The organism is Microbacterium sp., assembly GCF_047971895.1.
In the GTDB taxonomy this organism is placed as follows: Bacteria; Actinomycetota; Actinomycetes; order Actinomycetales; family Microbacteriaceae; genus Microbacterium.
On sequence record NZ_JBKEAF010000081.1, the window covers coordinates 1 to 19,738 of the forward strand.

At 70.9% G+C, this 19,738-nt stretch carries 17 protein-coding genes and 1 pseudogene; 12 read left to right on the forward strand and 6 right to left on the reverse strand.

What is annotated here, in order from left to right:
• The 7 genes and pseudogenes from ACK5IN_RS06425 to ACK5IN_RS06455 all read left to right on the forward strand — a co-directional run.
• Window positions 1–560: pseudogene (locus tag ACK5IN_RS06425) on the forward strand (F0F1 ATP synthase subunit beta); the annotation flags it as partial.
• Between the two features lies 1 nt (window position 561).
• Window positions 562–819, forward strand: coding sequence for a F0F1 ATP synthase subunit epsilon (locus tag ACK5IN_RS06430; protein ID WP_416895371.1), 258 nt, complete (start codon window positions 562–564; stop codon window positions 817–819).
• A gap of 10 nt (window positions 820–829) precedes the next feature.
• Window positions 830–1,582, forward strand: coding sequence for a YaaA family protein (locus ACK5IN_RS06435; RefSeq protein WP_416895372.1), 753 nt, complete (start codon window positions 830–832; stop codon window positions 1,580–1,582).
• A 127-nt stretch (window positions 1,583–1,709) separates the two neighbouring features.
• On the forward strand, window positions 1,710–2,396 hold the full coding sequence (locus ACK5IN_RS06440) for a large exoprotein (protein WP_416895373.1): 687 nt from the start codon (window positions 1,710–1,712) through the stop codon (window positions 2,394–2,396).
• 86 nt (window positions 2,397–2,482) lie between these two features.
• Window positions 2,483–3,463 (forward strand): aldo/keto reductase, encoded by a 981-nt coding sequence (locus tag ACK5IN_RS06445; protein WP_416895374.1) that lies wholly within the window; start codon window positions 2,483–2,485, stop codon window positions 3,461–3,463.
• A gap of 87 nt (window positions 3,464–3,550) precedes the next feature.
• Window positions 3,551–4,354, forward strand: coding sequence for a PP2C family protein-serine/threonine phosphatase (locus ACK5IN_RS06450; RefSeq protein WP_416895375.1), 804 nt, complete (start codon window positions 3,551–3,553; stop codon window positions 4,352–4,354).
• Window positions 4,355–4,411: 57 nt separating this feature from the next.
• Window positions 4,412–7,234: an FtsK/SpoIIIE domain-containing protein gene (locus tag ACK5IN_RS06455; protein WP_416895376.1), complete on the forward strand. Its 2,823-nt coding sequence runs from the start codon at window positions 4,412–4,414 to the stop codon at window positions 7,232–7,234.
• Window positions 7,235–7,240: 6 nt separating this feature from the next.
• Here ACK5IN_RS06455 and ald read toward each other — a convergent pair whose 3' ends face one another.
• Window positions 7,241–8,356 carry an alanine dehydrogenase gene (ald, locus tag ACK5IN_RS06460; RefSeq protein ID WP_416895377.1) on the reverse strand — a complete coding sequence of 372 codons (1,116 nt, stop codon included), beginning with the start codon at window positions 8,354–8,356 and terminating at the stop codon, window positions 7,241–7,243.
• Window positions 8,357–8,366: 10 nt separating this feature from the next.
• Window positions 8,367–9,362 (reverse strand): asparaginase, encoded by a 996-nt coding sequence (locus ACK5IN_RS06465; protein ID WP_416895378.1) that lies wholly within the window; start codon window positions 9,360–9,362, stop codon window positions 8,367–8,369.
• A 43-nt stretch (window positions 9,363–9,405) separates the two neighbouring features.
• Between ACK5IN_RS06465 and ACK5IN_RS06470 the strand changes: the two genes are divergently transcribed.
• Window positions 9,406–9,879, forward strand: coding sequence for an OsmC family protein (locus tag ACK5IN_RS06470; protein ID WP_416895379.1), 474 nt, complete (start codon window positions 9,406–9,408; stop codon window positions 9,877–9,879).
• A gap of 8 nt (window positions 9,880–9,887) precedes the next feature.
• Here ACK5IN_RS06470 and ACK5IN_RS06475 read toward each other — a convergent pair whose 3' ends face one another.
• Window positions 9,888–10,604, reverse strand: coding sequence for a lysophospholipid acyltransferase family protein (locus ACK5IN_RS06475; protein ID WP_416895380.1), 717 nt, complete (start codon window positions 10,602–10,604; stop codon window positions 9,888–9,890).
• Between the two features lie 121 nt (window positions 10,605–10,725).
• Here ACK5IN_RS06475 and ACK5IN_RS06480 point away from each other — a divergent pair, with 121 nt between their 5' ends.
• Window positions 10,726–11,688: an FKBP-type peptidyl-prolyl cis-trans isomerase gene (locus ACK5IN_RS06480; protein ID WP_416895381.1), complete on the forward strand. Its 963-nt coding sequence runs from the start codon at window positions 10,726–10,728 to the stop codon at window positions 11,686–11,688.
• Window positions 11,689–11,721: 33 nt separating this feature from the next.
• Window positions 11,722–12,804, forward strand: a complete 1,083-nt coding sequence (gene dxr / locus ACK5IN_RS06485; protein WP_416895382.1) for a 1-deoxy-D-xylulose-5-phosphate reductoisomerase — start codon at window positions 11,722–11,724, stop codon at window positions 12,802–12,804.
• A 6-nt stretch (window positions 12,805–12,810) separates the two neighbouring features.
• Here dxr and ACK5IN_RS06490 read toward each other — a convergent pair whose 3' ends face one another.
• On the reverse strand, window positions 12,811–14,397 hold the full coding sequence (locus tag ACK5IN_RS06490) for a Mur ligase family protein (protein WP_416895383.1): 1,587 nt from the start codon (window positions 14,395–14,397) through the stop codon (window positions 12,811–12,813).
• Window positions 14,398–14,510: 113 nt separating this feature from the next.
• Between ACK5IN_RS06490 and ACK5IN_RS06495 the strand changes: the two genes are divergently transcribed.
• Complete coding sequence (locus tag ACK5IN_RS06495) at window positions 14,511–15,794, forward strand: M50 family metallopeptidase (protein ID WP_416895384.1); 1,284 nt, start codon at window positions 14,511–14,513, stop codon at window positions 15,792–15,794.
• Here the strand turns inward: ACK5IN_RS06495 and ACK5IN_RS06500 are convergent.
• Window positions 15,777–17,693 carry an anthranilate synthase family protein gene (locus ACK5IN_RS06500; RefSeq protein ID WP_416895385.1) on the reverse strand — a complete coding sequence of 639 codons (1,917 nt, stop codon included), beginning with the start codon at window positions 17,691–17,693 and terminating at the stop codon, window positions 15,777–15,779. The genes ACK5IN_RS06495 and ACK5IN_RS06500 overlap by 18 nt on opposite strands.
• Before the next feature lie 216 nt (window positions 17,694–17,909).
• On the opposite strand from ACK5IN_RS06500, the gene ispG reads away from it, so the two are divergent.
• A complete protein-coding gene (gene ispG, locus ACK5IN_RS06505; protein WP_416895394.1) occupies window positions 17,910–19,040 on the forward strand; it encodes a flavodoxin-dependent (E)-4-hydroxy-3-methylbut-2-enyl-diphosphate synthase in 1,131 nt (376 codons plus the stop codon).
• Between the two features lie 66 nt (window positions 19,041–19,106).
• Here ispG and ACK5IN_RS06510 read toward each other — a convergent pair whose 3' ends face one another.
• The gene (locus ACK5IN_RS06510) at window positions 19,107–19,715 is read right to left on the reverse strand and encodes a hypothetical protein (RefSeq protein WP_416895386.1); all 609 of its coding nucleotides are present in this window, start codon (window positions 19,713–19,715) and stop codon (window positions 19,107–19,109) included.
• Window positions 19,716–19,738: the final 23 nt, after the last annotated feature.

A 19,738-nucleotide genomic window follows, 5' to 3' on the forward strand; every position in this document is an offset into this window, starting at 1 on the left:
AGGAGCGCATCACCTCGACGCGCGGCCACTCGATCACCTCGCTCCAGGCGATCTACGTGCCCGCCGACGACTACACCGACCCGGCACCGGCGACGACCTTCGCCCACCTCGACGCGACGACCGAGCTGAGCCGTGAGATCGCATCGAGGGGTCTGTACCCCGCGGTCGATCCGCTCGCCTCGACGAGCCGCATCCTCGACCCGCGCTACATCGGCGAGGACCACTACCGCGTCGCCACCGCCGTGAAGCAGATCCTGCAGAAGAACAAGGAACTGCAGGAGATCATCGCGATCCTCGGTGTCGACGAGCTCTCCGAAGAGGACAAGATCGTGGTGTCGCGTGCACGCCGCATCCAGCAGTTCCTCTCGCAGAACACCTACATGGCGAAGAAGTTCACGGGTGTCGAGGGCTCCACGGTGCCGATCAAGGAGACCATCGAGTCGTTCGATGCGATCGTCCGCGGCGACTTCGACCACGTCGCCGAGCAGGCGTTCTTCAACGTCGGCGGCATCGGCGACGTGGAGGAGAAGTGGGCGCAGATCCAGAAGGAGAACGGCTGACATGCCGCTCAGCGTGAGCCTGGTCTCCGCCGATGCGGAGGTCTGGACCGGAGAGGCGACGATCGTCGTCGCCAAGACCGTCGAAGGCGAGATCGGCATCATGGCCGGTCACGAGCCGATTCTCGGTATCCTCGCAGAGGGCGAGGTACGCATCACGGGGACGGACGGCGAACGTGTGAAGGCCGACGCCCGCGACGGATTCCTCTCGATGGAAGGCGACGTCGTCACGATCGTCGCCGGTCACGCCCAGCTCATCTGATAGCAGCCGGATGCTGATCCTGCTGCCGCCGTCGGAGACGAAGCGCTCCGGCGGCGACGGGGCACCGCTCGACCTCGACCGCCTCGCGTTGCCCGGCCTCGCCGCGCAGCGCGAGGCGGCGCTGTCTGCTCTGGAAGAGCTCTCGGCGCACCCGGACGCCGCCGCCCGGGTGCTGAAGCTCAGCGCCCGCCAGCTCGATCAGGTGGAGGTCAACGCGCGCGTGCGCACGGCGCCGACGCTCCCCGCCGTCGATCGCTACACGGGGGTGCTCTACGACGCGCTGGGCGCGGCATCCCTCGACGCCACCGCCCGGCGCTGGCTGGGTCGCAACGTGCTCATCCACTCGGCGCCGCTCGGGCCGGTGGGCGCGCTGGACGGCATTCCGGCCTATCGACTGGCCGCGAACGCGTCGGTTCCCGGTCTCGGCTCACTGCGGAGAGTGTGGGCGGATGCCGTCACGGCGGCGCTCGCAGAGCAGTCGCCGTCTTTCGTGCTCGATCTGCGCTCGGAGGCGTACGTCGCGCTCGGGCCGGTTCCGGCCGAGGTGTCGTCGGTGTTCCTGCGCGTAGTCACCGAGGACGAGTCGGGAGCAACCCGGGCGCTGAACCACTTCAACAAGCACGCGAAGGGGGTACTGCTGCGCGCGCTCGCACAGTCCCGGCCCAGGATCGGTTCACCCGCAGCGCTGCGGCGCTGGGCTACCGGTGCCGGCCTGGTTCTGCGACAGGGCACACCGGGGGAGTGCAACTTGGTCGTGGAATGACCTCTGCCGTGATCGGACACGATACGCTCAGGTTCTTTTCAGGGAGTGCCGATTATGGGTAGGGTGGCGTCTGCGGCGCATTAAGCGACCGTGCTCGTGCCACGACCGAAACTTCAGGAGGACGTCCATGGCATTCACCCTCACCGATTCATACAGTGCAGCCATCGCTGCCGCATACTTGGGGCTGATCGTCGGCTGGCTGATCTTCGCGGTCATCGCCTACGTGATCTTCTCGTGGTTCTTGATGAAGATCTTCGAGAAGGCGGGCGTCCAAGGAAAGTGGCGGGCGTGGATCCCCGCGTACAACACCCTGATCTTCGTGAAGCTCGGCGACCTCAACCCGTGGTGGCTGCTCGCCCTGTGGGGCGGCGTGATCGTGCTCGGCTGGATTCCGGTGCTCGGCTGGCTGATCGGACTCGCGCTCTTCCTCTACACGCTCATGGCCGCATGGCGTGTGGGTCTGAAGCTGCAGAAGGAGGCCGTCTGGCTCATCCTGTACTTCTTCCTCTCGATCGTGTGGATGGGCATCAACGCCTTCGACAAGTCGCGCTGGAACACCGCGATCCCCGCGGCGCCGTGGGCAGGCAAGTTCCTCACCGACAACACCACCTGGGCCGGCATCCCTAGCCAGGTTCCCGCCGGCGGCTACCCGGCGAACCCTGTCAAGGAGGCCCCGCAGGGGTACGCGCCGCCCGCGGGCCAGCAGTCCCCGGCACAGCCCACTCCGCCCGCACCGCCGGCCGCTCCTCCGGTGCCCCCGGCCGCTCCAGAGCCGCCCGCAGCGCCCGAGCCCCCCGAGGCCCCGAAGGTCTGATCGGGATCTCGATCGAGAAGCCCCTCGCGATGCGGGGGGCTTCTCGTCTACGGTTGCCGTCGGCATTCACCGATAGCGTGGAACATATGACTGACGCAACGCGCCGCGTAGGCGAATCCGGACTTCTCGTCTCTGCGGCGGGTCTCGGCTGCAACAACTTCGGCCGTGCCGGCAGCCGCACCGAGTCGCTCGAAGGCACGCGCGCGGTGATCGACGCCGCTCTCGATGCGGGCATCACACTGCTCGACACGGCGGACATGTACGGCAAGGAGCCCGGGCTCAGCGAGACGCTGATGGGTCAGGCGTTGCAGGGTCGGCGCGACGAGGTGGTGCTGGCGACGAAGTTCGGCCACAGCGGGGTACCGAGCCCGAAGGGATTCCTCGGCAGCAAGGGCTCCCGCGCGTCCGTGCGGCAGGCGGTCGAGGCATCCCTCACCCGCCTGCAGACCGACCGGATCGATCTCTACCAGCTGCACACGCCCGACCCGGCCACTCCCATCGCCGAGACCCTCGAGGCCCTCTCCGACCTCGTGCGCGAGGGCAAGGTGCGCTACCTCGGGCACTCGAACTTCGCAGGCTGGCAGGTCGCCGAGGCGGCGCTGATCGCCGACGCCCGCCGCACGGTGCCGTTCGTGTCGGCACAGAACCACTACAGTCTGCTGGCGCGCGGCGCCGAGCGCGAGGTGCTGCCGGCGGCAGAGCGGTTCGGGCTCGGCTTCCTGCCGTACTTCCCGCTGTACAACGGGCTGCTCACCGGCAAGTTCACGCGTGACAGTGCCCCGGCCGACACACGCATCATGCGCCAGCGCCCGCACGTGTACGAGAACGCCCCGTGGGACGCGCTGGATGCGTACCGGCGGTTCTGCGACGAGCGCGGCATCACGATGCTCGAGGCCACGTTCGGCTGGCTGCTCGCGCAACCGGCGCTGTGCAGCGTGATCGCGGGGGCGACGACGCCCGAGCAGGCGACGGCGAATGCGGCCGCCGCGACGGCCTGGACGCCGACCGACGACGACCTCGACGCGATCGATGCGATCTTCCCGCTCCCGGCCGATCCGGCTGCGTGACCCGCGGAGTCGCTGGAGCCGTCCAGTAGGATGAGGGACGCCGCGCACGCCGCGGGACGTCAGGTGCGGACGAAGGGACAACACCACGTGGGTGACATCTCGGGACATGCGCGCGCGTTCGCCCTCAAAGACGGGCAGCAGGTGCGGCTGGAGTGGGCCGAGGCGACCGATGTGGGGCGTCGTCGCGACGTCAATCAAGACGCGGTGCTGGCCGAGTTCCCGCTGTTCATCGTTGCCGATGGCATGGGCGGCCATGTGGGCGGAGAGATCGCCAGCGCGAGCGCGATCGACCGGCTGCGCGGGGTGCTCGGCGGAGGTCCGGTCACGACGAAGGCCATCGAGAAGGCGCTCGCGCGCGCGGTGAAGGACATCGCCGCGCACCCCGACGCGACGGACGAGGGAACGGGAACGACCGTCACGGGGCTGTTCGTGGATGCCTCCGGTCCCCGCGAGGCGTTCATGTCGCTGAACATCGGTGACTCGCGCGTGTACCTGCTGCGGGACGAGACGTTCGTGCAGATCACCACCGACCACTCAGTGGTTCAAGAGCTCATCGCGGCGGGGCGGCTCAGCCCGGAAGAGGCCGACAATCACCCGTACGGCAACGTCATCACCCGTGCGGTCGGCCCCAGCGACGGGGTGACCCCCGACTACGTGCGCATCGAGATCGTCGACGGCGACCGATTCGTGATCTGCTCGGATGGTCTCACCAAGGAGCTCACCGACTTCGGTATCGCGCACTTCCTCGCCGAGAACCCCGAGCCGGCGCCGGCTGTGCAGGCGATGCTCGATGCGGCGCTCGAGAACGGCGGCCGCGACAACGTCACGGTGATCGTGCTCAACGTGTTCCGCGGCGATCCTTCCTCCACAGGGGCCGAAGGCGACGAGTAGTCCACCGATCGTCGATGTCGGCACGGCACCCGTGCCGTGGGGGCGTTGACTGGTCACGTGACCCGAGACCTCCGCACCGTGCCTCATCCGGGGCCTCATGCTGGACCCGATGCCGAGCCGATCGTGCTGCCCACCCCCGCCGCGCCGGCCCGCCGCGCGCCGTTCCCGGTCGTCGCGGCGGTCGTGCCCGTCGGCGCCGCGATCGTGATGTGGCTCGTCACCGGGTCGATGTTCATGCTGCTGTTCGCCGCACTCGGCCCGCTCATCGCGGTGGCCACCGTGGTCGACGGGGCGCGCGCCCAGAACCGGGAGCGCCGCCGAGCGGACGCCGAGGGCCGTGCAGCCGCTGACCGTGCCCGAGCGCAACTGGTGCAGCAGCACAGCATCGAGCGGGCCCAGCACTGGGCGGTGCTGCCCGATGCCGGTGCGCTCGTGCAGCGCCCCGCAGACGTGTGGCGGGCGGCGGCCGAGCGCGATGACGCGCTGGTCGTCGGTCGCGGCATCGGCCAGAGCCGGGCACGTGTGGTCGGGGGAGGCGACGACGCCGACACGGCCGCCCTGCGTCGCTCTGCGGCAACGCTCACCGACGTACCGGTGTCGGTGCCCGCGCCGGCGGGGGTGTGCGTGGTGGGTCCTTTCCCGCCAGCGCTCGCGGTCGCGCGCGCCCTGGTGCTGCAACTGTGCCTCGCGCATCCGCCCGACCGACTGTGCCTCGTGCAGGCGCCGGCGGCCGAGGCATGGACGCAGAGGCTGCCGCACGTGCGCGGCCGGGGGCGCCGCCTGGCGTTCGTCGCACCCGGTGAGCGGGTCGCCGGCGATGCCGACGTCGTGATCGCGATCGCGGCTCCCGGTGCGCCCGTACCCCGGCGGTGCGCAGCGGTGCTCACGCTGCGTGCGGTGCCCGACGCGCTCCTCGAACAGGGTGCGGTGCGCCAGCAGGTGGCCGTCGAAGGGCTCTCGCTGGTGCAGGCGCAGGCCCTCGCGACGACCCTGGCGGCAGCGGCCGACGGTGCACTGCCCTCGCCACCACCCCCGGTACTGCTGTCCGATCTGCTGCGGGAGAGCGTGGCGGATGCGCGAGGGCTGCGCGTCCCCGTGGCGCACGACGCCGAGGGGGTGGCCGCTGTCGACCTCGTCGCGGACGGCCCGCACGCGGTGGTGGCCGGAGTCACCGGCAGCGGTAAGAGCGAACTGCTGACGACCTGGATCGCCGCTCTGTGCGCCACGCGCACCCCGGCCGAGGTGTGCTTCCTGCTCGCCGACTTCAAGGGCGGCACCGCGTTCGATCGGCTCGCCGACCTGCCGCATGTGACAGGAGTGCTCACCGACCTCGACGGCGGCGGCGCCCGCCGGGCGATCGAGAGCCTGCGCGCCGAGCTGCGGCGTCGCGAGGCGGAACTGGCGCGCCGCGGGGTGCGAGACATCCGGGATGCCGGCGGCCACCTGCCGCGACTGGTCATCGTCGTCGACGAGTTTGCCGCACTCGTCGCCGACCACCCGCACCTGCACGCCGTGTTCGCCGACATCGCCGCGCGCGGACGCGCACTGGGCATGCACCTCGTGCTCGGGGCGCAGCGCATCGGCGGGGTGGTGCGCGACGCGGTGCTGGCGAACTGCCCGTTGCGCATCAGCCTGCGTGTGACCGATCCCGGTGACAGTCGCGCCGTCATCGCCACCGACGAGGCCGCGCGACTGCCGGGCGACGAGGATGCCCGCGGACTGGCGCTCCTCCGTCGCGCGGGAGACAGCACGCCGCAGATCGTGCGCATCGCGCTGACCGAAGACGCCGATCTGGAACGCATCCGCGCGGGGGCCGCGCACGGGGCCCGCCCGCACCGGCCTTGGCTGCCTGCGCTCCCCGCGCACCTGCAGCTCGACACGCTGGCTGCGCGCATCGATCGACCCGGCCTGATCCTCGGTCTGGCCGACGAGCCCGAGCGGCAGCGGCAGCCCGTGGTCGCCCTCGTGCCCGGCACCGACCGCGGCCTCGTGGTGGTGGGCGGTCCCGGCACCGGGAAGTCGGCGGTGCTCGACCTGGTGATGTCGCAGGCCGGTCCCGGTGACGTGCACCGTGTCGGCGGCGGAACCGAGCAGGCGTGGGACGCCCTCACCCGGCTGAGCGAGCGTCCGCCGCGTGGGGCGCTGGTGCTCATCGACGATCTCGACGCGCAGATCGCTGCCTTCCCGCCCGACTATGCGGCGATGTTCGCCGGCACGCTGGAACGCCTCGTGCGGCGCGGAGGGGACCACGAGCTCACCTTCGTGATCACCGCCCAGCGGTTGTCGGGCCCGACGGCACGCATCGCCGAGCTGCTGCCGCGGCGCGCGCTGCTGGCACTGCCCACACGGCTGGACCATGTCGCCGCCGGCGGTGAGGCGGCCGACTTCGACCGCGATGCGCCGGCGGGCCGGGCGATGCTCGACGGGAGGCCGCTGCAGTTCGCCCTCGTGACGGGCAGTTCCGTGCCGGAATCGGCCGACTCGTGCGGTGCCGCGCCGTGGCATCCCACCGCCGAGCTGACCGTCGTCGCCGCGCGCTCACCGCGCATGACCGCGCTGAGCCTGGCAGCCGCGGCCGGCCCGGACTGCCGCATCCTGCAGCTCGACGAGCTCGACCCGGGCACTCGTGCCGCCCAGCTCGGCGGCGTGCGCACCGTGGTGGTCGGCGACCCTGACGGGTGGCAGCGTCAGTGGGGGCTCTGGAGCACCGTGCGCGCAGACGGCGGCGCGGTCGTGTCCACGTCGTGCGCCGGCGAGTTCCGTGCGCTCAGCGGCGTGCGCGACCTGCCGCCGTACGCACGCGACGGCGACGACCGGGCCTGGCACATCGGTCCGTCGGGTGCCGTGCGCCGCATCGTGCTGCCGGCGCCGGAACGCTGAGGCCGGTCAGGCGATCGCATCGGCCAGCGAGGCGAGTGCCTGACCGTGGGCGGTGGCCACACCCTCGTTGACCACGACGCCGCCGGCGACGTTCAGCCCCGCGGCGAGCGCGGCATCCGTATGCATCGCGGCCCGCCAGCCGTCGCGGGCGATCCGCCGCACGTACGGCAGGGTCGCGTTGGTCAGTGCCGTGGTCGACGTGTTCGGCACGGTCCCGGGCATGTTGGCGACGCAGTAGAACATCGACCCGTGCACGGCGAAGGTGGGGTCGTCGTGGGTCGTCGGGTGGGTGTCGGCGAAGCATCCGCCCTGGTCCACGGCGATGTCGACGAGCACCGAGCCCGGGCGCATCCGCGCGACCATGTCGTTGGTCACGAGCTTCGGCGCCTTGGCGCCCGGCACGAGCACCGACCCGACGACGAGGTCGGACTGCACGACCGCACGGTCGAGGTCGAGGGGGTTCGATGCGGCCGTGCGCACCCGGCCCTGGAAGTGGTCGTCCAGGTGACGCAGACGGTGGATGTTCGTGTCGAAGATGGTGACATCGGCCCCCATGCCCGCGGCGATGTAGGCGGCGTTGGCGCCGGCCACACCGCCGCCGATGACGGTGACCTGGGCCGGGCGGGTTCCGGGAACACCCGAGATGAGCAGGCCGAGGCCGCCGGAGGAGCGCATGAGCGTCGTCGAGCCGACGATCGGCGCCAGGCGGCCCGCGACCTCGCTCATCGGCGCGAGCAGCGGCAGCCCGCCGCCGGTCAGCTGCACCGTCTCATACGCGATGGCGGTGATGCCGCTGCGCACCAGCGCGTCGGTGAGCGGTCGGTCGGCGGCCAGGTGCAGGTAGGTGAACAGCACGAGGTCGTCACGGAACAGGCCGTACTCGCTCGCGATCGGCTCCTTGACCTTCAGCATCAGCTCGGCGCGCGCCCACACCTCGGCGGCGTCATCGAGCAGGGTCGCGCCCGCCTCGGCGTACTCGACGTCGGCCATCGACGACCCGGCGCCCGCGCCGCGCTGCACGAACACGTCGTGCCCCTGGGCGACCAGATCGTGCACGCCGGCCGGTGTCAGGGCGACTCGGAACTCGTTGTTCTTCACCTCGGTGGGTACGGATACCCTCATGATGTTCCCCTCACTGGCCGATGGCCGCGCGGATGGCCCCGACGTCGTGCCCGCCGCCGGTGACGGTCAGGGCGAGACGGGATGCCGCGTCGGCCGCCTGCGTCGCCGAAAGCGCGTCGGCGTCGGCGAGCAGCTGCAGTGCGACGACGGATGCCGCACGGCCCGACCCGTCGAGCATCTTCAGCGCCACGGTCGTGCCGTCGGGGGCGACCATCACCATGACGCCCTCGGCGCCGCCCTTCGCGAACACGCCCAGCTGCTCGGCGACGACCGTGTCGGGCCGGCCCGGTCCGTCGATCGTCCACGGGTTCTCGCCCACGGTGCGCACGATCGTGCCGGCACTGCGGTGCAGGGCGAACGGCGAGCGTTCCGAGGCGGTTCCCAGGCGATGGATGCCGCGGGCCAGGGCGCTGAGCGACATCGCATACACCGGCGCGCCGCATCCGTCCACAGCGGTCACCGCGGGCTTCTCGCCCGTCATCCGCTCGACCACCTCGCGGATGTGCGCCTGCAGCGGGTGCGCCGGGTCGAGGTAGTCGTCGACCGCCCAGCCCGACGCACGGCACGCCAGCAGCATCGCCGCGTGTTTGCCCGAGCAGTTCATCCGTAGCCGGCTGGGCCCGGCGTGCGCGCGCACCAGCTCGTCGCGGGTGGCGGTGTCACCGGGCCAGGCCGGCGGACAGCCCAGGGCGTCCTCGGTGAGGCCGGCCGCGTCGAGGATGTCACGCACGACGGCGACGTGACGGTCGGTGCCGGAGTGGCTCGCTGTCGCGAGGCCCAGGGCTGCGCCCTCGAGGGCGGCGCCGGCCGTGAGGCTCCCCAGCGCCTGCAGGGGCTTGAGGCTCGACCGCGGCAGGATCAGCGCGTCGGCGTTGCCGTGGCGGGCGGCCTCGGTCCCGTCGGGTGCGAGGACGACGGCGATGCCCACGTGCCGGGACTCGACGAATCCGCTGCGTTCCACGACGGCGAGGGGTACGGCATCGGCAGCGGCGACGGTTTCGAGCACGCCCCGAGCCTACCGCCGCTGGGGTGTGTGCGAGACTGGCACCATGTGGGGCGAGCACCGCTATCGGGTACAGGCCGAGTGGACCGGCAACCGCGGCACGGGCACCAGCGGTTACCGCGACTACGACCGCGATGTCACCATGACTGTCGATGGCAAGCCCGCGCTGCTGGCCTCGGCCGACCGCTCCTTCCATGGCGATCGCAGCCGGTGGAACCCCGAGGACATGCTGGTCGCCGCGCTGTCGGAGTGCCATCTGCTGTCGTACCTGCACGCATGCGTGCAGGCTGGGGTGGTCGTGGTCGCCTATCGTGACGAGGCGACCGGGCTCATGCTGCTGGACGGCAAGGGCGGCGGGTCGTTCGCCGAGGTCGAGCTGCGCCCCACGGTGACGGTGGCGGACGCGTCGATGGTGGATGCGGCGCGCACCGCCCACGACACCGCGCACGAATGGTGCTTCATCGCCGCGTCGGTGAACTTCCCGGTGCATCACGACGCGACCATCGAGGTGGCGGTATAACCGGGAGTTCAGCGTCGCTCGTGCGGCAGTGCCTGCCGGAGGCGGTCGAGCGGGGCCGCGGCGGGTACTTCGTTGTAGGCGTTGGCGAGAGCCTGACCCGACAGCGCGTGGATGGCCGACATGATGTCGTCGGTGGCGGCGCGGCGCGGCCGGCCTGAGCTCGCGGGGCCGGGGTGGCTGAGATCGAGCGGTTTGCCGAAGCGCACCGTGACCCGTTCCCTGAGGGACGGGAACTTCGCGCCCACAGGCATGGCGCGATCGGTGCCGATCAGGCCCACCGGTACCACCGGTGCGCCGGTCTGCAGCGCCAGGAAAGCCACACCTGTGCGCCCCTTGTACAGGCGTCCGTCGCGGGACCGCGTGCCCTCGGGGTAGAGGGCGACAGCGTGCCCGGCCTCGAGTAGCCGCCGGGGCACCTCGAGGGCGTCGACTCCGGCCCGGCCCGCACCGCGCTGCACCGGTGACGCGCCGATCGCACGGAAGAACCAGCGGGAGAGACCTCCGCGCAGCCCGGTGCCCTCGAAATAGCTGGCCTTCGCGAGGAAGTTCACGGCGCGCGGGGCGGTGATCGGGATGGCGAACGAGTCGATGAACGACAGGTGATCGCTGGCGAAGACCACCGACCGCTGTCGGGGGACGTTCTCGCGTCCCTCGACGTGCGGCCGGTACACGGCCCGCGCGAGCGGTGCGAGGACGAACCGGCCGAGGGCGTAGGTGGACGTCACCCGTAGAGGGTGCTCGTCGGCTCATTCCTGCCGCGACATGACGACGATGCGCGGCCGACGTTCAGCAGGATCAAAGGGAGAGTGCGACAGGATGGGATGTCCGACAACAGTGAGGTCCTCCGTGCGCATCCGCCCCCTTCTCGCCCTGTCCGCCGTCGCGATCACCGGCGTCCTGCTCGCCGGCTGTGCGAGCACGCCGGACGAGCCCGAGGTCACCAGCACGCCCGACGCGAACTGCATGCTCGATGCGGCGCCCGGCAGCGACTCCGACGCGATCGAGGTCGAGGGCACGGCGCCCACGTTCACCGCGACCGTCCCCGAGGGGCTGGAGTTCGCCGACATCCAGCGGACCGTCATCTCCGAAGGCACGGGCGACGACCTACAGGTGGGCGACCTGGTCTCGGGGTCGTACACCGTCCTCGACGCCACGACCGGGGACGTGCTCACCGACTCGTCGACCCAGTCGCCCGATGACACCGGCTTCGTGCCCATGCTGCTGGATGCGCAGAACTACTCGATCTTCGTCGCGGCGCTCGAGTGCCTCCCGGCCGGATCGACGGTCGCCATGACGATCCCCGGCTCCGCCTTCGGCGACGGCGGCACGCCCGTGGCCATCATCGCCTCGAGCAGCGAACGGCTGAGCACGCGCGCCGAGGGCGAGGCGCAAGACCCGGTCGACGGGATGCCGACGGTCGAGCTCGCCGACGATGGCGCACCGACGATCACCCTTCCCGGCGGCGACGCCCCCACCGAGGTGCAGATCGCCGAACTGAAGGTCGGGGACGGCCCCGTGGTCGAGCCGGGCGACACCGCCTTCGTGCAGTACACGGGCGTCAAGTGGTCCGACGGCACGGTGTTCGACTCCAGCTGGGACCGCGGTTCCGCGGCGGCCTTCTCGACGACGGGTGTCGTCGACGGCTTCCGCCAGGCGCTGGAAGGCCAGACGGTCGGCTCGCAGGTGCTCGTGGTGATTCCGCCGGCTTTCGCGTACGGCGAGGGCGAGATCAACGAGAACGACCTCACCGGCGAGACGCTGGTGTTCGTGGTCGACATCCTCGGCGTTGAGCGGGCCGTCACCGGCTGAGCGGCGCCGGCCCAGGACCGATAGGCTGACCGGATGCGTCGGGTCATCGTGCTGGGATCGACCGGGTCGATCGGCACGCAGGCGCTCGAGGTCATCCGGGCGAACCCCCGCCGTTTCGAGGTGGTGGGTCTGGCCGCCGGCACAGACCGCGCTGGCCTGCAGCAGCAGGCCGACACGTTCGGCGTGGAGCACACGGCGCTCGGTGCCGACGAGGCCGAACAGTTGGTCCGCGACGTCGAGGCGGATGTCGTGCTCAACGGCATCACCGGCTCGGTCGGGCTCGGTCCGACGCTCGCGGCGCTGCAGGCCGGGCGTACCCTCGCGCTGGCGAACAAGGAGTCACTCATCGTCGGCGGCGAGCTCGTGACCGCCCTCGCCCAGCCGGGACAGATCGTCCCCGTCGACTCCGAGCACTCGGCGATCGCCCAGGCGCTGCGGGCTGGGGAGCGCTCCGAGGTGAGTCGGCTCGTGCTCACGGCCTCCGGCGGCCCGTTCCGCGGACGCTCGCGAGAATCGCTCGACGCCGTGACCCCCGCCGAAGCCCTGGCCCACCCGACGTGGGACATGGGGCGCGTGGTCACCACCAACTCGGCGACGCTGGTCAACAAGGGCCTCGAGGTGATCGAGGCGCATCTTCTGTTCGGCGTGCCCTACGACGACATCGAGGTCGTCGTGCATCCGCAGTCGATCGTGCACTCGATGGTGGAGTTCGTCGACGGCTCCACGATCGCGCAGGCTTCGCCGCCCGACATGCGGCTGCCGATCTCGCTGGGGCTGGACTGGCCGCACCGGGTCGGTGGAGTGGGTGCTCCGCTGGACTGGCGCACCGCGGCATCCTGGACCTTCGAACCGCTCGACGAGGAGGCCTTCCCCGCGGTCTCGCTCGCCAAGCGGGTCGGCACCGCCGGGCGCACCTACCCCGCGGTGTTCAACGCCGCCAACGAGCAGGCCGTCGACGCCTTCCACGCGGGGCACCTGACGTTCCCGGGGATCGTCGACACCGTCCTGCGGGTTGTCGAGGCGCACGACGCCCCCGACGAGCTCACGCGCGAGTCGCTCGGTGCGGCAGAGGAATGGGCGCGCGCGGCCGCTGACCGCGCGATCGCGGCGGGCTGACGCATCTCATTCCCAGCCGTGACGTCGCAGCGCGTCGAGGGAAAGCTGCGGGAAGTCGTACGCCACGCGCGTGCCGCGCACGTCGAGGAAGTCCTGGTGGCCGGGTCCGCACCACAGGATCGCGTCGCCGTCGACCGCTAGCGACACGGCCTTGTCGATCGCCTCCTCGGGGTCGGCGATGTCGAACAGACCGCCCGCGGGCGGGGTCTCGGCCGCGCCTTCGTACAGCTGTGCTCGGATGACGTCGGGGTCCTCCCAGCGCGGGTTGTAGTCGCTGACGATGGCGACGTCCGAGTTCGCCGACGCGGCGCGGCCCATGATGGGGCGTTTGGTTCCGTCGCGCGAGCCGTCGGCCCCGAAGATCACGATGACCTTTCCGGGCGTGACCCGGCGCACGGCGGCCGCCGTCATCGCGATCGCGTCGGAGGTGTGCGCGAAGTCGATGTACACGACGGGTCCGCGCCCCGTCGACACCAGTTGGGTGCGACCGGGCAGGAAGCCGGGGATGCGACCGTCGATGACACGGACGATGTCGTCCCACGGGATGCCTGCCTCCACCAGCATCACGATGGCCATCGCCGCATTGGCGACCATGTGCGCACCCAGCGCCGGCACCTTCGACTCGACGTGCTGCCCGTCGGGGCCGTCGAGGGTGAACGCGGTCGCGTTGACGCGCTCGGCGGTCATGCGGGCGATCCACTGCGCCGACTCGGCGAGTGCGCGATCCTCGGCGATCTCCGGCGTTGCGATCGTCGTCACAGGGCAGTCGGCGAGCTCGGCCACCGTGCGGCCGGCGACCGTGTCGAGCGACACGACCGCCCTGCGCGCGGTGCCGTTCTGGAACATCGTCGCCTTGGCGCGCAGGTAGTCGTCCATGCTCGCGAAGTCTTCGCGATGGTCCAGCTGCAGGTTCGTGAAACCGGCGACGTCGAAGACGAACCCCGCGCTGCGGCCGTGGATGATCGCCTGCACGCTCACCTCGAGGCACATCGCCTCGACGCCCCGCTCGCGCCCGTAGGCGACGATCGCGTGCAGCTCGCTGGCCTCCGGCGTCGACAGCTTCGCGGTGACCTCGGTATCGGCCACGATGCGGCGCGCCGACGACGACAGGGCGTTCGTGCGACCCAGCGCCGACAGGATCTCGTGCTGTAGGTGCACTGTCGAGGTCTTGCCGTTCGTGCCGGTCACACCGAGCATGAGCGGCATCCGCCCGTCGTTGCCGAAGGCCCACGACGCGATCTCGGCCACGTGTCGGCGAGGGTTGTCCATGACGAAGATCGGCAGTCCGCTGTAGCGTGCCAGTGCCAGGCCCATCGTGTCGGTGACGATCGCGATGGCCCCGTTGGCGACGGCCTGATCGGCGAACTCGGCGCCGTGGCGACGCGCGCCGAATTGGGGGCCCTGCCGCGCCACGCCGTGCAGGGCGATGAACAGCTCGCCGGGTCGTACGTCGACGCTGGAGACCGTCGCTCCCGTCGTCGACAGCCCGGACACATCGCCGATCGTGGTGACGGCGAAGTGAGTGGCGAACTCGAGGAGCGGCCGGGGCTCGGGGTGTGCGGGGCGCAGCACGGGCGCGTTGTTGACCTTCATGGAACCTCTCGCGGGGATGTGCAACGTCGATCGTCGCGAACACTCCATCGTCTCACGGCCCCTCCCCGGGTTGCTCAGAGCAGGCGCACACGTGCCGCGGGTACCGTGGACGGGTGACCGTCCTGCTCTTCGTCATCGGCATCGTCGTGATGCTCGTCGGCCTCGCGGTGTCGATCGCGCTGCACGAGCTGGGTCACCTGCTGCCCGCGAAGAAGTTCGGCGTCCGCGTCGGGCAGTACATGGTCGGGTTCGGTCCCACGCTGTGGTCGCGGACGATCCGCGGCACCGAGTACGGCGTCAAGGCACTGCCGATCGGCGGCTACATCTCCATGGCGGGGATGTATCCGCCCACCCCTCTACAGGCTCGGGGAGCGGGTTCGGCCGGCCGCGCCGGTGGCGGCTTCTTCGCGACGATGGTGCAGGACGCTCGGGCGGCCAACGAGGAGACGCTGCATGGCGACGCCGACGAGAACGTCTTCTACCGGCTGCCCGTCCACAAGCGCATCATCATCATGCTCGGGGGTCCGATCATGAACCTGCTGCTGGCGATCGTGCTGTTCACGATCGTGTTCAGCGGCATCGGCATGCAGACGGCCACATCGACTGTGTCGGCGCTGTCGGAGTGCGTACCGGCGACGGACAGCAGCGTGTGCACGCCGGCCGATGCCCCGCCGCCGGCCGTGACCGCCGGATTCCAGCCGGGCGACACGATCGTCTCGATCGACGGCATCGCCGTGTCGACGTTCGACGACGTGGCCGGCATCGTCGCGGCATCACCGGGCGAGATGCTGTCGGTGGTGATTCAGCGCGACGGGGTCGAGCAGACCCTCGTCGTGACACCGGCCGCCGTCGGCGCGCCAGGGGAGCAGACCGGGTTCCTCGGCATCCGCCCCACCGCCGAGCTCGTGCACCGCCCGCTCTGGGAGGGCCCCGCGTTCGCGTTCGAGAAGGTCGGTCAGGTCGCCGCCATCATCGTGAAGCTGCCCGTCATGGTGTGGGACACGGCCGCCACTCTCGTCACCGGTGCCGAGCGTGACCCCGACGGACCCCTCAGCGTGGTGGGCGTCGGGATCATCGCCGGAGACGTGGCATCCGCTGACGCGCCGGTGATCGACCGCATCGCCACGATCCTGATGCTGCTCGGGTCGCTGAACATCGCGCTGTTCGTCTTCAACCTCATCCCGCTGCTGCCGCTGGACGGCGGTCACGTGGTGGTCGCGCTGTGGGACGGGCTCAAGCGGGCGTGGGCGAAGCTGTTCGGGCGTCCGCCCCCGAAGCCGGTGGATGCCACGAAGCTCGTGCCCGTGACGTTCGTGGTCGTGGTGGCACTGATCGCCATGGGCGCGGTGCTGATCCTCGCCGACCTGATCAACCCGATGTCACTCTTCGGCGACTAGCGGCACGTCGGACAGCGCGTGCGCTGCCAGCCGCTCGAGGGTCGCCATACCGTCGCGCGACAGGATCGACTCGAGGTGGCCCTGCACAGAGGCGAAGCCCGGTCCGCGCAGGGCGTAGACGTCGCCGGATGCCGCGTCCGCGGCGATCTCGGCCGGGCCCACGCGCGGCGTTCCCGGTGCGACCCGTGCCGTGAACGTGTTGTAGAAACCGATCGATGCCGGCCGACCGAAGACATCCACCGTCTTCTGCACGCCCTGATGCGGCTGGTCCAGCGGTACGAGGTCGATGCCGAGCCCGTCGGCAAGGATCTGGTGGCTCAGGCACACCGCCAGCAGCGGCCGCCCCGATGCGCGTCGCTGCGCCACGACCTCGCGCATGCGTCGCATGCGGGGGCTGTCCGCCTCGCGCGGGTCGCCGGGGCCGGGGCCGGCGACGACGAGCTCGGCGTCACGCACCTGGTCGTCGGCGACCGCATCCCATGCCGCGATCTCGACCTCGAGCCCGAGGTGCCGCAGCTGATGGGCGAGCATCGTGGTGAAGCGGTCCTCGGCATCCACCACCACCGTCCGCTGCCCCGCGAACGGCCCGGCGTCGGGGGGCTGCGGGTTCAGCCAGAACTCGGCCAGCCGTGCGTTGCGCGAGGCCAGCAGCGAGGCGATGCCCGGCGCGCCGGCCAGCAGCTGCGGCTCGGCCGCCGGGGCGTCCTCGTCGGCGACGACGGTGCCGCGCGGCACGGCGCCGATCGCGCCGAGCACGCCCGCCGCCTTGCCGTGCGTCTCGCTCACCTCGCCGTGCGGGTCGGAGTGCCGCACGAGCGTCGCACCCACCGGTACGCGCAGCCTGCCGTCCTGCAGGTAGGCGGTGCGGATGAGGATCGGCGCATCCAGATCGTGGGTCGCTTCGTCGGCGGTGAGCGTCGTGCGCGGAGTGAACAGCGCCGCTACGCCGGAGTAGTAGCCGCGGGGCCTCTGCTCGTGCCGGGCGATGACCGCGCAGGCGTTCTGCATCGGTGAGCCGGTGACGGTGGGGGCGAACATCGTCTCGCGCAGGATGTCGCGCGGATCCCTGCGGCTGCGCCCGCGCAGCACGTACTCGGTGTGCGTCAGGCGCGACATCTCCTTGAGGTGCGGCCCGGTGATGCGGCCGCCGTCGGTGCAGACGGCGCTCATCATCTTCAACTCCTCGTCGACGACCATGAAGAGCTCCTCGGTCTCTTTCGTCGACTGCAGGAACGCGGTGAGCGTCTCGACCGTCGCGCCGCCGGCGGGGTGGCGGAAGGTGCCCGAGATCGGGTTCATCGTGACGACGCCGTCGATCGCGCTGACATGGGCCTCGGGGCTTGCGCCGACGGCGATGTGCCCGGGGGTGGAGACGAGGAACGTCCAGTAGGCGCCGCGCTCGTGTTCGAGCAGGGCCCGGAACCACGTGAGGGCGGCGGTCACCGGGTCCGTGTCGACGCCGGCGGTGTAGTCGCGGCGGATCACGAAGTTCGCACCCTCGCCGCGGCCGATCTCGTCGGCGATCACACGTCGCACGATGCCCGCGTATGCGTCGTCGGCGATGTCGAACCCGGCGTCGCGCAGCGGCACCGGCTCATGGGGAAGCCCGGTCAGGGCATCGGCGAGCGGCACCTCGGCGCGCTCGCGCACGATGAGGCAGCGCAGCGGCGCCGCGTCGTCATGCGCCTCGAAGCCGCGCTCGCGCACCTGCCGGTACGGCACGAGGGCCAGCACCTCGCGCGGTGACCCGTCGTCTCCGATGAGGGGGATGTCGGCGAGCAGGTCGACATCCACCACCTCGCCGGTGAGCACCTCGACGACGTCGGACCGCTCACGGGCGAGCAGTGCGAACGGGGCGCCCTCGGCGCGCAGCTGCGAGATTCGGTCGACGCCGGTCATGGGGGCCTTTCGTGGAGTCCGGGCGGTCGCCCACGAAGAAGGACCGGTCGCAGAACTCGCACGCACCCGACTAGGAGGCAGTGCACCAGGATGCGTGCGTGAGCATGGCGTCAGGCTAGCACGCACCGTCTGCGGGCATGGACAGCCGCTGAGCATTGAGCCTTTCGCCAGCCCGTGCGGCGTAGGCTCTTAGGCGTGCCAGCCGTCAATCTCGGGATCCCGCGTGTGCCGGAAGTCCTCGCGCCGCGCCGCAAGAGCCGCCAGATCGCGGTCGGCAAGGTGCTCGTCGGCGGCGACGCGCCGGTGAGTGTGCAGTCGATGACGACGACGCCGACGACGAACATCAACGCCACGCTGCAGCAGATCGCCGAGCTGACGGCGTCAGGGTGCGAGATCGTGCGGGTCGCCGTGCCATCCCAAGACGACGCCGACGTGCTGCACATCATCGCGCAGAAGAGCCAGATCCCGGTGATCGCCGACATCCACTTCCAGATGCGGTACATCTTCCAGGCGATCGACGCGGGGTGCGCCGCCGTGCGCGTGAACCCGGGCAACATCCGCCAGTTCGACGGGAACGTGGGTGAGATCGCTGCGGCAGCGAAGGCCGCCGGGGTGTCGTTGCGCATCGGCGTCAATGCGGGTTCGCTCGACAAGCGTCTGCTCGAGAAGTACGGCAAGCCGACGGCCGAGGCGCTCGTGGAGAGTGCGGTGTGGGAGGCGTCGCTGTTCGAAGAGCACGACTTCCACGACTTCAAGATCTCGGTCAAGCACAACGACCCGATCGTGATGGTCAAGGCGTATCGGCAGCTGGCCGAGCGCGGCGACTGGCCGTTGCACCTCGGGGTGACCGAGGCGGGTCCCGCGTTCCAGGGGACGATCAAGTCGGCGACGGCCTTCGGCATCCTGCTCGCCGAGGGTATTGGCGATACGATCCGCGTCTCGCTGTCGGCGCCGCCCGCCGAAGAGGTCAAGGTCGGGCACCAGATCCTGCAGTCGCTGAATCTGCGCGAGCGCACGCTCGAGATCGTTTCGTGCCCGTCGTGCGGGCGTGCCCAGGTGGACGTGTACACGCTCGCCGACTCGGTGACCGAGGGGCTGAAGGACATGACGGTGCCACTGCGAGTGGCCGTCATGGGTTGCGTCGTGAACGGTCCGGGCGAGGCGCGCGAGGCCGACCTGGGGGTTGCGTCGGGCAACGGCAAGGGGCAGATCTTCGTGAAGGGGCAGGTCATCAAGACGGTGCCCGAGTCGGAGATCGTTGCGACGCTCATCGAAGAGGCCAACCGCATCGCGGCCGAGATGGGTCCGGATGCCGTGACGGGCACCGCGCAGGTCATCACGGCATGAGCCTCGAGCGGCTGTCTTCGCGGTAGCGCGCGGTGGTGTGCGGCGACGACGGTGCGGTACGAACCGTCAGCGCAGCCCCAGCTCCCGGAACGGATCGGGCTGACGTCCTGCACGCCGCGGGCTCTGCCTCCGTGGCGGCTCGGGCCGACTCGCAAGAGCGGCGAGCGCACCGACCAGCACGCCGAGCACTGCTCCCATGGCCGCCGACACGACGACCGTGCCCAGCAGCGCCGTCATGGACACATCCCACCCGGCGGGCACGATCAGGCTCATGCCGATGCTGCGCACGGCGCCGGCAGCGGCGAGGGCCGTCACCGTGACGAAGAAGGCCCGCCAGAACGCCCGTCCGCGGCCGGGAAACGGATGCCGCATCCCCGCCGCGCGCAGCCAGGCCAGCGCCACGACGAGCATGACGAGTACGCCCACCAGGTCGACGATCCACACCGGCAGGGTGGGTTCGCCGACCGGCCCGGCGCGCAGCGGGGCGACCGGGGTCGGCACATTGGCCTCAGGCATCCACTCCCATCCCGGCGCCGTCGTCAGCGTCGCCACCCCGGTCTCCGCCCAGACGCTCGCCGGCTGCCAGCCGGCGAGCAGGGCCACCGCCGTCAGGACGAGCAGCGTGATCCAGCCGCCGGCCCCCACGCGTGCGGAGGCGGAACGGGGCGAGGCCATGCCACGACGCTAACATCGGGCTG